We start from the raw sequence: 13,554 nt of genomic DNA, 5'->3' as shown, positions 1-13,554 counted from the left end.
TTGTCGTGGGCTGGTCTCAGCACAATGGACTTTCTCGACTCAGACGTGCTCTTCGACGAACGCCTCGATCCGATCGAGTGCCTCACGGAGGTCGTTCAGTCCAGTCGCGTAGGACACCCGAAGGTGGCCCTCGCCGCCCGCGCCAAAGACATCGCCGGGGACGACTGCAACGCCTTCCTCGCGCAGCACGCCCTCCGCGAACTCCTCTGCGGTCCAGCCGTTGGGGACCTCGGGGAAGCAGTAGAACGCTCCCTTGGCCTCGAAGACATCCAACCCGATCTCGCGGAATCGCGAGAGGACGAACTGCCGCCGGCGGTCGTACTGGGCGACCATTTCGCGTACTTCTTCGTCACACGAGTTGAGCGCCTCGATTGCCGCGTGCTGGGCCGTCGTCGGCGCTGAAAGCATCGTGTACTGGTGAATCTTGTTCATCGCGTTGATCGCCTTCGCAGGGCCGAGCGCGTAGCCGAGTCGGAGCCCAGTCATCGCGTGGGCCTTCGAAAAGCCGTTGAAGACGATAGTACGCTCGCGCATGCCATCGAGTGTCGCGATCGAGGTATGAGACCCATTATAGGTCAGTTCGGCATAAATCTCGTCCGAGAGCACCGTCAGGTCGTGCTCGCGGGCAAAGTCGGCGATCGGCTCGAGTTCGGCCTCGCTCATCACCGCACCCGTCGGGTTGTTAGGATAACAGAGGACGAGCAAATCGGCTTCGTCCGCGCCGGCCGACTCGAGTGCCTCGACGGTGAGTGTAAATTCGTCCGCCTTGCTGGTCGGAACGGAGAGAACCTCGCCGCCGGCGAAGATCACGCCCGGTTCGTAGGAGATGTACGACGGTTGGGCGATCGCGACGGTGTCGCCGGGATCGACGAGCGCGCGGAAGGCCAGATCGACGGCCTCGCTCGCGCCCGCGGTGACGATAATCTCGTCCGCTGGATCGTACTCCAGGCCGAAGCCGTCTGCGACGTAGTCCGCAATCCGCTCGCGGAGTTCGCGCTTCCCTCGGTTCGCGGTGTAGGCGGTCTTCCCGGCCTCGAGAGAGGCGATGGCGGCGTCGCGGGCGGCCCACGGCGTCGCGAAGTCGGGTTCGCCAACGCCAAGCGAGATGACGTCGTCGCGCTCCTCTGCGATTTCGAAGAAGCGTCTGATACCGGACGGCGGAACCGTCTGCACGCGGTCTGAGAGGTCGAGTGGCATCGATCAGATCACCTAGGGCGAAAACGAGAGGCGGTCGTCTTCCTCGCCGTCGCCGAACTCGATGCCGTTCTCCTTGTAGGAGGTCATCACGTAGTGAGTGACCGTCTGCGTGATCTCCGGCACTGGTGCGACCTTCTCGCTGATGAACTGCGAGACCTCGCGGATCGAGTCGCCTTCGACCTCCATATCGAAGTCGTAGTCGCCGCTGACCAGTCGGAGGGCTGTGACCTCCGGGAACCGAGCGAGGCGCTCTGCGATGTCGTCGTAGCCGGTTTCGCGATCGAGTCGGACGTTCAACTCGACCTCGGCGCGCACGCGCTCTTCCTCGAGTTCGTCCCAGTCGACGACGGCCTGGTAGCCCTGTACCACGCCCGCCGCCTCGAGGTCGTCGATCGCGGCGGCGACCTCGCTCTCGTCGAGGTCGGTCATTCGCGCGATATCGGCCGTCGAATAGCGCGCGTTCTCACGAAGCAACTCGAGCACCTCGCGTTCGCTCATATCTCTGCGAAGCGCGACCGCGTGTAAAAACGTTGTTCTTTGTTGTCTTTCGTGACAAATCGTAACGTGGGAGAGACGGGCGCTAGCGGTAATTTTTGAACAGCAGCGCGCGAACGTCGTCTTTGGTCTGAACGTCTTCGGTTGAGCCGTCGGGGAGAGTGACGGTGTAGCGGTAGTCCGCCGAGGAGGATTCCTCCCACTTGTCGTCGTGGGTCTCGAGGAGGCTCATCATCTCGTCGAGCATGTCGTCATCGTCGGCCTCGCCGCTAGTGGTGTCGTTGTCGTCGTCGGTATCGTCATCGTCGCTGTCGCCGGCTTCGTCACCAGTACCACTTGCTCCCTCATCGTCCGCTTCGTCGGACGAGTCGCCCGCTGACTCCTCGAGACTCGACTCAGCGTCCGAATCGCTCGCCACCCCGTCTGTCGCGCCGTCCACATCGCCGGTTTCGTCGTAAGTGATCTCCTCGAGTGCGTGCGGATCTGCCTCACCCTCGATCGCTGCGCCGACAGAGGCTGCGACATCGTCGGTCGCGGAGAACTCGGCCTCGAGATCGATCGCGTTCGCGACCTCGTCGTCGATGTTGTCGAGCAGGAACTGGAGGGCATCCTGTTCGCGGACGAAGCCGTAGCGGCCGACAACGTCCTTCGAGATCTCTTCGCGCAGGCGCTGGATGAACTCGTACTGTTCGTCAGTGACCTCGAGCGTCTTCATACCACATCGATGCGTCGGCGGGTACAAATATGTAGGCCGTCGTGTGACACTCGCTCGTCGAACTGTCTCGCTGCTCGAGCCGTCCATCAATCGACCTCCCTCGCCGGGTTCGATACCTGAACACGGGTTCCGGGAGCGAGAGCTATATGATGACACTCCACAAAACGGTTCGTATGGCCAAAGAATCCGAGACCGAGCTTGCGGCAGGCGACGCGGCACCGGCGTTCGAACTCGAGGGCACCGACGGCGAAACCTACACACTCGAGTCGTTCGCCGACAACGAGGCACTGCTGCTGGTTTTCACCTGCAATCACTGCCCGTACGCGAAGGCGAAGTTCGACCTGTTGAACGATCTCGCGGACGAATACGACGACGTTGCTGTCGTCGGGATCAACCCCAACGACGCCGAGGAGTATCCGGACGATTCGTTCGAGCGAATGCAGGACCTCGTCGACGACGGGACGATCCAGTACGACGCCTATCTTCGGGACGAGTCACAGGACGTTGCCGAGGCCTACGGCGCAGCCTGTACACCGGATCCGTTCCTGTTCCGGCGGGACAGCGACGGAACGGCTGCGGATGATGATGGCGCAGACGAGTTCACCCTCGCCTATCAGGGCCGCCTCGACGACGCGCTCAATCCCGACGAGGAACCGACTCGCTTCCACATCCGGGAGGCCATCGAGTCAGTGCTTTCGGGTGCAGAGGTTGCACTCGAGTGGGAGCCGTCACGTGGTTGTTCGATCAAGTGGGCGGAGTCGTAGGGGTGTTCGAGAGGTGGTGTGGTGGTTGTCGATAGGATAGGAGTTGCTGTGGTGGTTGTGGTATGGCAGGGGTTGGTGTGATTATTGTGTCATAGCAGGAGTTGATGTGGTGGTTGTTCGGTGTAGTCAGTATGTTTGGTTAGTGTGAGGTATTCGTTCCCGGTATTTCTGGGAATGGCGGCTACACAGGAGAGAGAACTGTCTACGCGGTGGGATTCGGGAGAAGGTGCAGGGTGGGTGTGCTGTGGGTGCAGGTGTGCACACAGGAATACGATAGCGGGTACGAGATGCGCAGGTGGGTGGTAGCGTTGGTGGGTGCAGGTTGTGGGGTGGGGTTTGTGCTGTGGATGTAGGTGGTGGGTGGTGGGTGCCTACTGGAATCGCGCTCTCGTCGCTATCACACCGCAGTTACTGTCCTGTGTGCCGCAGCATGCCCCAAGCGGATAGGGCCGACAGGAGTGGGCGACCGGCGAAACGTTCGCTCACTCGCTTTCGACCTGAATCGGGGCCTGCATCTGGCCGTGTGGCTCACAGCGGTAGTAGGCCATCTCCTCGGAGGCAACGACGCCGGAAAGCGTCTGCTCGTCGTCGTTGACCTGGTCGGTCGCGTAGTCGTCGACTATCTCTTCGTCCTCGTCCCAGATTTCGATGTTGTGGGTGCCGCTGTCTGCGTTGTACCAGGTGAAGTCGTACTCCTGGCCCTCGAAGAGGACGACCGTTGGGTTCTGCTCGCCAGCGATCATGTCAGGAGCGACACCTTCCCAGCCGCCGGTTGCGCCGTCGAGTTCGATCGTGTCGACGTCTTCCCACTCCGATGGGTCGATGTCGTCGTCGTCCTCGCCGTTTCCACCGCCGTTTCCGGTACCGTTCTCCTCTTCATCGTCACTCAGACAACCGGCAGCGAGGGCGACGACGGACGTCGCGCCTGCAGCCTGCAGGACGGTTCGTCGAGTGTGGGTTTGGTCGGTCATCGTTGTCGTCACTCCTCGCTTGGCACTCATAGGGGTTGAAAAGCGGTTGTTGTTCCCAATAGGTGGGAGTGTGGCGAACATATTCGCACGAATAAGTTCGCTTTTCCATTTATTTCTGCTCGCCGGACCGGTCGCTTATCGAACCGCTCGCCGGTACTGAATCGGCCACTCTGCGGGGGCCTCCTCACCTGCCAACTCGTCCGCAGCGCGCAGTCCGAAGTACGGATCGCGCAGGAACTCACGGCCGACCAGTACGAGGTCTGCGCGGTCGTTTCGCACGAGTGCATCCGCCTGCTCGGGTTCGGTGATGCCGCCAACGGCTCCCACAGCGATATCGCCACCCTCGCCCACGCGCTCGGCCAGCGGCACCTGGAAGTTCGGGCCGCCAGTGGCGTCTTGGTCGGGGTGGAGACCGCCGGAACTGACGTCGATTAGATCGGCACCGATTTCGGCGAGGTCGGCTGCAAGCCGTGCGGACTGTTCGACGTCCCACGATTCGGGCTCGTCGTCCAGCCAATCAGTACCCGAAATGCGAACGAAGACTGGCTTGTCGTCGGGCCAAACTTCACGAACGGCCGCCGTTACTTCGCGGACGAACCGCGTCCGATTCTCGAAGCTCCCGCCGTAGTCGTCCTCGCGCTGGTTCGTCACCGGCGAGAGGAACTCGTGAAGCAGGTAGCCGTGGGCCGCGTGAACCTCCGCGATTTCGAAGCCGGCCGAAAGCGATCGTTCGGCCGCGGCGCGGTAGGCGTCGACAACATCCTGAATGTCATCCACCGTCGCCTTTCGCATTTCTGGGCGCTCTCCACCGAACGGCGGGTACGCCTCGGGAGACGGCGAGAGAACCTCCCAGCCCCCCTCCTCGGGCGCGATCGGGTCGTTCCCCTCCCAGGGCTTTCGCTTGCTCGCCTTGTGACCAGCGTGGGCCAACTGGATCGCCGGTACCGAGCCCTGGTCGCGGATGAACTCGGTGGTCGGCTCGAGTGCACTCGCTTGCTCGTCGGTCCAGATGCCGAGGTCGTGGGGCGTGATCCGCCCGCGCGGTTCGACGGCGGTGGCCTCGGTCATGACGATGCCGGCACCGCCGACGGCGCGACTGCCGAGGTGGACGCGGTGCCACTCGGTCGGCAGGCCGTCGGTGTCACAGGAGTACTGGCACATCGGCGAGACGGCGATCCGGTTTGGAATCTCGAGGTCCCGCAGCGTGAGCGGCGAGAACAGGTCAGTGTCTGCCATCGGGCGGACTAGTGACGGCGAGGCAAAAACGCCCGTGGACGGCGACGCACTTGCCGACTTGCGAGTACGTCGGCATGGCGCACGGTGGGGTGCTGCTGACACGGGCACTGCCAACGACACAGACACGGGAGACCAATCGATGGAACCGCACTTACCGTCGCTCGCCGTCACACCACCTATGCCCACAGCACAGCAGGACTCACTCCTCGATCGGTTCGACCGCGAGCGGCCGCTCATCGGCATGGTTCACCTCCCTGCGCTCCCCGGCGCACCCGAGTTCGGCGGCGACCGCGACGCGCTCCACGAGCGAGCACGCACGGATGCAACCCAACTCGAGTCCGGTGGCATCGACGCGATCATGCTCGAAAACTTCGGCGACGTGCCGTTCTATCCCGAGACCGTCCCGCCCCACGTCGTCGCCGACATGACCGCCATCGCCAACACCGTCGCAGACGCCGTCGACGTCCCGGTCGGGATCAACGTCCTCAGAAACGACGCCGAGGCAGCGCTCTCGATTGCGGCCGCCGTCGACGCCGACTTCATCCGCACCAACGTCCACGTCGGTACGGCCGCGACGGACCAGGGGGTACTCGAGGGCCGGGCCCACGAGACGGTCCGCCTCCGAGAGCGGATCGCACCCGACGTGGCGATTCTCGCGGACGTACACGTCAAGCACGCCACGCCAGTCGGCGAGGCGTCCATCGAGCAGGCCGCACTCGAGACGGTCGAGCGCGGGAAGGCGGACGGCGTGATCGTCACCGGGAGTGGAACCGGGAGCGAGACTGCACTCGAGGACGTTGAGCGCGTCGCCGCTGAGCGTTCCGCTCATGATCTTCAGACACCGGTGTTCGTCGGCAGTGGCGTCACTGCAGACACGGTCGGTGACTGCTTCGCTGCCGGTGCTGACGGCGCTATCGTCGGGACAGCACTCAAGGAAGATGGTACAACCACGAACCCGGTCGACTTGGATCGAGTGGAGTCCGTTGTGACGGCAGCGCAGCGTGCGTACTCGAGTGACACCTGAGCACTGCGCGACCTGAGCAACTGCGACGAGTAGCTATGTGTCGCTGCCAGTTGGGACGGGGAACAACTGGTTGAGGACTGAGAAGAGTGTAAGAATCAACCCACCGATAAGCATTAGCCAGGAGATCGGGCCAGGACTATGCCCAGCTATCTGTGATTCGATGAGCAGAGCGCTGCCGACCAGAGAGATGTGTATGCCGACGAGACAGAGGTGGATGTTGATCATAGTGTACGCTCTGGCGTTCGCCAATTAAATTAATTGATTTTATGTCTGTTCTTCAACACCGGCTACGAATCGTATTCGTGGCTCACGTTGTGGTGTCGATTCCTCACCACTCTGCGTCACCCACTGAGAATGAGCGGGCCGATCAGCACGCCCATCAGGTGGACTCGCCGTGCCCGCAATCGGACCGGCACCATGCCGATTGCGGCAGCGACGCCGAAGACGACGATACCGAGCGGACCGGTGAACAGGTACGAGAGGACGAGCAACAGTCCAAGGACGGCGGTCGAAATCTTCCAGTACGCCATGCGGCCGACGAGTTCGAGGTAGCGCTCGCCGACAACGATCACGAGGACGAAGCCACAGACACCCGCGAGGAGCACGGCACCGAGCAGGATCGGGAGTTCGAGCGGCGCGTTCACGTTCTCGAAGGCGACCATCACGCCGGTTCTTGGTTGACCGATCGCGACGAGTGCGAACAGTGCAAAGATGGTGTTCGCTGTATCGACGCCGCTCGTCGCGACGATGTAGCCGCGGTCGCCCGCGTTCCCGGGAACCAGCACGAGCACCGCGACGGCTGCAATCGCGGCCGAAATTCCCGGAATGTAGCCGACGACCGCGCCCGCAAGCGCGCCGGCGAGTGCCGTTGCACCCACGAGCCAGCGCGGGAGTTCGATCGTCCCATCGCGCTGTGGCGGGATTCCCGACCCGAAAACCGCGTCGATCAACACGGGTGCGCCGAACAGGCCGGCGAACAGCGGCGCGAGCATTCCGCCGGCCTCGAGTGGCGCGTCCGGCGAGAGGTCGAGCGTCAGCACACCGAGCGCGGCGGCGAGCGAGAAGGAGAGCAGCCCACCGAATCGGGCGCGCCATGTGTACTCGGAGGCGACGAGCGCGACGACGACCATCGCCAGTACGAGTGTCAGATTCGACCGAAGCGTTGGGTACACCGCCGTCACGGCGCTGGTTACGGGTATCGCGAGCGGAACAGCGACGAGCACGGCGAGGATGCTACCCAGCGCAGAGAGCCGGATCGCCTCGTAGCCTCGGCCGTCGAGCACCAGTCGGTGGCCCGGCAGCGCCGTCACCGCCATCTCGGCGTCAGGAACGCCGAGTGCCATCGCCGGCACGGCGTTGAGAAAGGTGTGGACGACGCCCGCCGCGAGCATTGCACAGCCGACGAACAGCGGCGGCCCGGGAACCGACGCCGCGATGCCGGCGAGCAAGAGCGCGAAGTTATTCGCGTGGAGGCCGGGCACGAGCCCGCTCAGACTTCCAAGGGACGCGCCAGCCAACGTCCAGGCGAGGAGCTGGAGTGTCAGCGTTGGATCGGCAACGAACTCGACCGGGGCAACGGCCATCGCTCCATCTGGCCGCGGCTTCGGATTTAAACTCGTGCCCGCGAGGTGGACTCCGCTCGTCGGCTCTGGCGACGAGGTCCGGCAAGACTCTTGGGTCGACCGGTACCCACTACGATTCGATTCCGATCTGATTACGATACGAACACGTCCTCGAGTACCCCCGGAAGCGAGCCCGGAACTAAACCGGGGTCACGTAACTCGCCGACTTCCTCGACGACGGCGTCCGCAGCAGCGGACTCTTCGACGTCGGATTCGCCGGCACCGGTGACGTACACCGTCCGGAAGCCGGCGTCGCGCGCCCCGATGATGTCCTCATCGTAGCTGTCGCCGACGTAAACGTAGTCGTCCGCCGGGAGGCGTGCTTTCGCGGTCGCGAACAGTTCCCGGTCGGGCTTTCGAACTCCCACTTCGTTCGAGACGAGCACCTCATCGACCCGGTCATCGAGCCCGTGGCGCTCGAGTTTCGCGCGCTGCTGTTCCCCGTCGCCGTTGGTGATGATGCCAGTCGGGTTCGTGGCGGCGACGGACTCGAGTACCTGCGTCGCGCCGGGCGTGGTAACTGTCGCGTCGACTTCGCGTTCGCAGTGGTCGGCGGCGAGTGTGGCCGGCGTCACGTCGGCCTCGAGATCGTGTTTCGTCACGATGGTTTCAAACGCACGGCGGTACGGGTCGGGCTCGCAGCGATCGAGTGCGTCTAACAGGTGCTCGACGTAGGCGTCGTATGCCGTGGCAGTCGGTATGTCGTAGGGTGAGACAGTCTGCCGAAACAGCGATTCGAACGACTCGTCGTACGTACAGAGCGTTCCGTCGAGGTCGAAGTACACGGCGGTTGTCACGAATGAGTTGGTACGGACAACGGAGAAGTAACTGTCGGTGGTGAGCGTCAAAGAAAGCAAAAGTGACTGTGTCGTCGTGGTCGCACTCGCGTGTGAGTGCGCAAGTGCGAGTTGCGAACCGACTCAGGACTTAGCCGAAGAGTTCGCCGAGGCCTTCGCCGTCTGCCTCGTCGTCCTCGTCGTCGTCCTCGTCCGTCGTGTCCGGGACGTCGCTGGTCTCTTCGTCGTCGCCACCCTCGTCAGCAGCCTCGTCAGCTGCGGCGGCGCCGCCTGCGGCGGCTCCGGCGGCTGGGACGGCTGCGGCCTCGGAGACGGCGTCGTCGATGTCGACGTCCTCGAGTGCGGCGACGAGCGCCTTGACACGGGACTCTTCGACGTCGACGCCAGCGGCGTCGAGCACGTCGGTGAGGTTGTCTTCGTTGATCTCTTCGTCCGATTCGTTCAGGATGAGTGCAGCGTAAACGTATTCCATTGTTGTATCCTCCAGTAGTGTTAGTTAGCCGAACATTGCGCCGAGTCCTTCTGCGCCGTCACCGTCGTCGTCATCGTCATCGTCGTCGGTGTCGTCGTCAGCGTCGGACTCCGCGTCCTGGTCGGCTGCCGATTCGTCGTCGCCCTCGTCTGCAGCGCCCGCATCAGCAGCGGGTGCCTCGACGCCCTGCAGTTCCTCGGGCAGGGCTTCCTCGTCGTCGATCTGGGCCGCGAGCGCACGCAGCTGTGCGTCGGCCTTGGAGACGAGGTCGGGCATGAGTTCTTCGTCCTCGATGGCGGCCTGCAGGCCGAGGCTCTTGGCCTCGCCCGTGGCCTTGGCGATGAGCGTCGGTGCCGTCGTCGCGGTCGGGAACGGTGCGTTGAGCGAGAGGTTCCGAGCGCGAGCGGCGGCCGTCTGCACGTCGCTCTCGTAGGCCTCGATGTCGATATCGAGGTCCTCTGGGTCGAAGAGGACGCCCTCGGCGACGACTGCGCGAAGGTCGAGCCCGACTTCCTTGGGCTCGATGCCGAGTTCGTTGAGCACGTTCGCCAGGTCCGCAGAGACTTCCTCGCCGGCCGAAAGGACCGTCGAGTCCTCCATAACCTGGATCGAACCGTCCTCGATGCGTGCGTTCGCGCCGATACTCTGGAGTTCGCCGACGAACGGACCCGGGTCGACACCGGTGTCTCCCTCTGGGATGACGATGTCGTTCGGGGCAACCTCGCCCTCGTTGATCGGGGCGGGCGTCTTCGAGGCCTCGAGCTCCTTGTAGAGTGCGAACGGGTTGTCGTTCGTGCCAATTAGCCCAACCTGGCCACCGATCTCGTCGACGAGATCATCGAGGCCGGCGGACTCGAGCGCACGAACCTGCAGTGTGTTGCGGCTGACACGCAGTTCGGCGGTGCCGTGCAGGTCACGCCGCATGTCCTGCAGCTGTTTCGAGGGAATGCCGGCGATGCCGACGATGCCGACGCTCTCGTAGCTCTCGATGAGCTCTTCGAGTTCGTCGACTTCCTCTTGCTTCCACTGTGGAAGGTTCTCGGTCTTGCGGTCTGCCTGTGCGCTCATCTTAGGCCACCTCCACGGATGGGCCCATCGTCGTCTTTACGAAGACGGCGTCGATGTTCTGGGGCCCCTTCTCGAGGTCAGCGTGCAGGCGTCGCAGGATGACGTCGATGTTGTCGGCGACGTCTTCTGCGTCCATTGCTTCGGAGCCGACGAGCGTGTGGAACGTTCGGCGGTCACCGGAGCGAAGCTGCACGGTATTCTTGAGTCTGTTGACGGTCTCGACGACGTCGTCGTCGGGCGAGAGCGGGTCCGGCATTTTTCCGCGGGGACCGAGAATGGTACCCAGGTGCCGGGCGATATCTTGCATCATCGCCTCTTCGGCGATGAAGAAGTCCGTCTCGTCCGCCATATCTTTGGCGTCGTCATCGTCCAGATCTGCGACATCGTCAACCGAAAGGACCTCGTCCGCTGCCTCTTCGGCGCGGACTCCAGTCTCTCCTTCGGCAATGACGACGATGCGCGTCTCCTGTCCGGTGCCGGACGGGAGGACGACGGACTCGTCAACACGATTCGACGGTTCGTTCAGGTCAAGGTCGCGCAAGTTAATCGCAAGGTCGACCGTCTCGGTGAAGTTCCGATCGGGTGCGTCCTCGAGTGCGCGAGCCACTGCGGTTTCGATATCCGAATCTGCCATCGTTCACCTCCGTAGTACGCAGGAGTGCTCCTACGGGTCAGTGAAACAGGCTACGCCTGTCTCTGTTAAGAGAAGTGCCATGCCGAACTTAAACCCGTCGAACTAACTGCAGGACGCGTCTCGAAGCGCGATGGCGGGTGACACAGTCACACGGCGTTGGTACCCCACCGATTCTGTTCGAATCCTGTGACTAATCAGAAACACTATGTGTCCACCCTCACGTCTATTGCGCTATGCGGCCAGCAGAATTATATACTGGGTCTGGGCCCGCCGGTTACGGGGTACTCGAGAACCTCGCCTCGAGCGGGGCGATCGAAGCGTACCACGCACTTGAACCGCTCGGACGCGTCGGCGTACAGTTCGCGGCGACGCTGCTGCTCGGCCTCGTCGTTCTCGGATTGCTTCAGGGATACAGTGCTCGCACGGTGCGGACCGCACGCCGAAGCCCGATCATTTCGATCTGTATCGGGTTCCCGGGGCTCTTGGTCGTCAGCGGGCTGACGAGCACGGGCTACGTGCTGATCGGGCGCGGCGTCGGGACGTTCTTCGGCCTCCCGCTCGTTATGGTCGGTATAACGGTTCTCTTCCCGCTCGTCGCGCTCGGGTTCGTCGCCGTTGGACGTACGCTCGCGGCGCGAGTGGGGCGCGATGGACTCGGCTCTGGGATTCTGGCAGGGAGTTTTCTCTGTGGACTCGTTGGATTTTCCCTCCCGCTTACCGTACTCGTCGCCTCCCTCGCTGCGTCGCTCGGTATCGGTGCGTTCGTCCGCGTGCTGTTGCACGCTGGCACCACGACGGCACCGGACGAGCGCACGGTTCCGCCTGCGAACAAGATTTGAACTGCGACCTGGGTTCTCTCGCCTTTCTTGTCGGCACACCCCACCTAATCCCACCCCACCCCACCCCACATCCCACACCCTGTTTCGGCGAAAGCTGTTTTTACCCGCCCGTTGAGAGGCCCATACCGTGGCTCGCTCTGTCGGTTCCCTCTCGCTGACCCACTGGCTGGCGATCGCTCTCGCAGCCGTCAGCGCGCTCGTCCACCTCGTCCTCGGCGTTTCGTTTCTTCCCCACTGGATGGGCGTCGCGTTCCTCGCCGCGACCGCCGGTTTTCTTCTCGGCATCGCGCTCGTCCTCCGGAACTACCGGCGACGACTCGTCTACCTGCTGGGCATTGCGTTCACCGCCGGACAGATCATCCTCTGGTACGTCGTCAACGAACCCACTGCACTCGCCGATCTCTCGGCAGCCGAAGCCGTCGACAAAGTCGCACAGTTCCTGTTGATCGCACTCCTTCTCTTCCTCCTCGTTCGCCGTGACTGACGATCATCGCCCAGGGTACTCGAGTCCACCCCGACCACACAGCCAGTGGGGTCGCGCGACGCTCGGACTCGGAGCGCTGAGTGGGGCCCTCATCCTCGCGCTCGTCGCGCTGTGGTCGGGAGACGTTCCCGCAGCGTTTCTCGCCGGGTCGTTTCTGGTCTTTTCGCTCACGTCTACGATAATCTATTATGTTGTTTTGGAGCACACTGGGCCGTCAGCGCCGCCATTTACATCCGCGACGTGGGTGACCGTGGCACGCGGTGCAGCAGTCGCGGGACTCGGCGGGTTCGCTGGATTTGCAGCCGCAGCTGCGGGCGGACTCGAGGCAACCTCCTGGACGACAGCTACCGGTCCCGGCGCCGGTCTTCAGTGGGCACCGGCGATTTTATTCGCCGTCGCAGCTCTTCTCGACGCCGTCGACGGCTGGCTCGCCAGGCGAACCGACAGCGTCACCGACCTCGGTGCACGCCTCGATCTCGAGATGGACGGTCTCGTCGTCCTCGTCGGCGCGACGGTGGGTGTACTCGCGGGCGTCCTCCCACTCGTCTTTCTCGCGGTCGCGGGCGCGCGATACGTCTTCGTTGCCGGCCTCTGGTGGCGTGCCCGGTGCGGGCAGCCGACTACCGAGTTACCTCCGAGTCACGTCCGGCGCGTGCTGGGTGCCCTGGCGATGCTCGCGATTTTCGTCGCGCTCGTACCGACCGTCGACACCGCCACCTCTCGCGCGTTCGCGGCGGTCGTCGCAGTCCCCTTCCTCGCGAACTTCGGTCGGGACTGGCTCGTTGCCGCTGGCCACCTGCAGGGTAATGAGTAGCGGCGTACTCGAGTTCGATCCACCCCGGCAGGTAGGCACCCCTTTCCGTACAAACGCCCAAGTGGGACCCCGTCGAACGCCCGCACAGTGTGACCGCTCGCACCCTCTCCTTCACCGGTCCGCGAACCGTGGAGGTCCGTTCGCGGCCCATCCCAGACCCCGGTCCGACAGACGTGCTCGTCCGAACGCGTGTCTCGGCCGTCAGCGCCGGCACCGAAGGCCTGATTTACCGCGGCGAGGCACCCGCCGACCTCCCCGCCGATAGCAAACTCGATGCACTCGAGGGTGACCTCTCTTTCCCGCTCACCTATGGCTACGCGGCGGTCGGCGAGGTGGACGCGGTCGGCAGCGAGGTCGACGACGACTGGCTCGGCCGACAGGTCTTCGCGTACAACGCCCACGAGAGCCACTTCCTCGCGAAC

Annotated in this window: 15 protein-coding genes and 1 pseudogene; 6 read left to right on the top strand and 10 right to left on the bottom strand. The window is 63.6% G+C overall.

The features are described 5' to 3' along the window. Positions 1–39 precede the first annotated feature (39 nt). The 3 genes from C483_RS18610 to C483_RS18600 all read right to left on the bottom strand — a co-directional run bounded on the left by C483_RS18610 (position 40) and on the right by C483_RS18600 (position 2,407). Positions 40–1,197 carry a pyridoxal phosphate-dependent aminotransferase gene (locus tag C483_RS18610; RefSeq protein WP_006654912.1) on the bottom strand — a complete coding sequence of 386 codons (1,158 nt, stop codon included), beginning with the start codon at positions 1,195–1,197 and terminating at the stop codon, positions 40–42. 12 nt (positions 1,198–1,209) lie between these two features. Further along, positions 1,210–1,695 (bottom strand): Lrp/AsnC family transcriptional regulator, encoded by a 486-nt coding sequence (locus C483_RS18605; protein ID WP_006654911.1) that lies wholly within the window; start codon positions 1,693–1,695, stop codon positions 1,210–1,212. A gap of 82 nt (positions 1,696–1,777) precedes the next feature. After that, positions 1,778–2,407 carry a hypothetical protein gene (locus C483_RS18600; RefSeq protein ID WP_006654910.1) on the bottom strand — a complete coding sequence of 210 codons (630 nt, stop codon included), beginning with the start codon at positions 2,405–2,407 and terminating at the stop codon, positions 1,778–1,780. Between the two features lie 173 nt (positions 2,408–2,580). Between C483_RS18600 and C483_RS18595 the strand changes: the two genes are divergently transcribed. Next, positions 2,581–3,171, top strand: a complete 591-nt coding sequence (locus tag C483_RS18595) for a thioredoxin family protein (protein WP_049912942.1) — start codon at positions 2,581–2,583, stop codon at positions 3,169–3,171. 482 nt (positions 3,172–3,653) lie between these two features. Here the strand turns inward: C483_RS18595 and C483_RS18590 are convergent, their stop codons facing one another. Next, entirely contained in the window at positions 3,654–4,142 is a 489-nt protein-coding gene (locus C483_RS18590; protein ID WP_049912963.1) for a twin-arginine translocation signal domain-containing protein, read from the bottom strand. A 135-nt stretch (positions 4,143–4,277) separates the two neighbouring features. After that, entirely contained in the window at positions 4,278–5,378 is a 1,101-nt protein-coding gene (locus C483_RS18585; protein WP_006654907.1) for an NADH:flavin oxidoreductase/NADH oxidase, read from the bottom strand. A gap of 178 nt (positions 5,379–5,556) precedes the next feature. On the opposite strand from C483_RS18585, the gene C483_RS18580 reads away from it, so the two are divergent. Beyond that, positions 5,557–6,402 carry a BtpA/SgcQ family protein gene (locus C483_RS18580; protein ID WP_049912939.1) on the top strand — a complete coding sequence of 282 codons (846 nt, stop codon included), beginning with the start codon at positions 5,557–5,559 and terminating at the stop codon, positions 6,400–6,402. A gap of 341 nt (positions 6,403–6,743) precedes the next feature. Here the strand turns inward: C483_RS18580 and C483_RS18570 are convergent, their stop codons facing one another. From C483_RS18570 to C483_RS18550, 5 genes are all read right to left on the bottom strand, one after another. Continuing rightward, positions 6,744–7,985 (bottom strand): tripartite tricarboxylate transporter permease, encoded by a 1,242-nt coding sequence (locus C483_RS18570; protein ID WP_006654904.1) that lies wholly within the window; start codon positions 7,983–7,985, stop codon positions 6,744–6,746. A 131-nt stretch (positions 7,986–8,116) separates the two neighbouring features. Further along, complete coding sequence (locus tag C483_RS18565) at positions 8,117–8,821, bottom strand: HAD family hydrolase (RefSeq protein WP_049912936.1); 705 nt, start codon at positions 8,819–8,821, stop codon at positions 8,117–8,119. 130 nt (positions 8,822–8,951) lie between these two features. Then, positions 8,952–9,293 carry a 50S ribosomal protein P1 gene (rpl12p, locus tag C483_RS18560; protein ID WP_006654902.1) on the bottom strand — a complete coding sequence of 114 codons (342 nt, stop codon included), beginning with the start codon at positions 9,291–9,293 and terminating at the stop codon, positions 8,952–8,954. A 24-nt stretch (positions 9,294–9,317) separates the two neighbouring features. Beyond that, positions 9,318–10,361 (bottom strand): 50S ribosomal protein L10, encoded by a 1,044-nt coding sequence (locus tag C483_RS18555; RefSeq protein ID WP_006654901.1) that lies wholly within the window; start codon positions 10,359–10,361, stop codon positions 9,318–9,320. A 1-nt stretch (position 10,362) separates the two neighbouring features. Further along, complete coding sequence (locus tag C483_RS18550) at positions 10,363–10,995, bottom strand: 50S ribosomal protein L1 (protein WP_006167578.1); 633 nt, start codon at positions 10,993–10,995, stop codon at positions 10,363–10,365. A 233-nt stretch (positions 10,996–11,228) separates the two neighbouring features. Here C483_RS18550 and C483_RS18545 point away from each other — a divergent pair, with 233 nt between their 5' ends. The 4 genes and pseudogenes from C483_RS18545 to C483_RS18530 form a co-directional block, all read left to right on the top strand. Continuing rightward, the gene (locus C483_RS18545; protein ID WP_006654900.1) at positions 11,229–11,834 is read left to right on the top strand and encodes a hypothetical protein; all 606 of its coding nucleotides are present in this window, start codon (positions 11,229–11,231) and stop codon (positions 11,832–11,834) included. Positions 11,835–11,961: 127 nt separating this feature from the next. Continuing rightward, the gene (locus C483_RS18540) at positions 11,962–12,318 is read left to right on the top strand and encodes a DUF7475 family protein (protein WP_006654899.1); all 357 of its coding nucleotides are present in this window, start codon (positions 11,962–11,964) and stop codon (positions 12,316–12,318) included. Beyond that, the gene (locus C483_RS18535) at positions 12,311–13,132 is read left to right on the top strand and encodes a CDP-alcohol phosphatidyltransferase family protein (protein WP_049912934.1); all 822 of its coding nucleotides are present in this window, start codon (positions 12,311–12,313) and stop codon (positions 13,130–13,132) included. Before C483_RS18540 ends, C483_RS18535 begins: the two co-directional genes overlap by 8 nt. 89 nt (positions 13,133–13,221) lie before the next feature. Beyond that, positions 13,222–13,554, top strand: a pseudogene (locus C483_RS18530) (oxidoreductase); the annotation flags it as partial.

It is taken from the genome of Natrialba hulunbeirensis JCM 10989 (genome assembly GCF_000337575.1).
Taxonomy (GTDB): domain Archaea; phylum Halobacteriota; class Halobacteria; order Halobacteriales; family Natrialbaceae; genus Natrialba; species Natrialba hulunbeirensis.
This window is presented reverse-complemented; position numbering and strand designations above follow the sequence as displayed.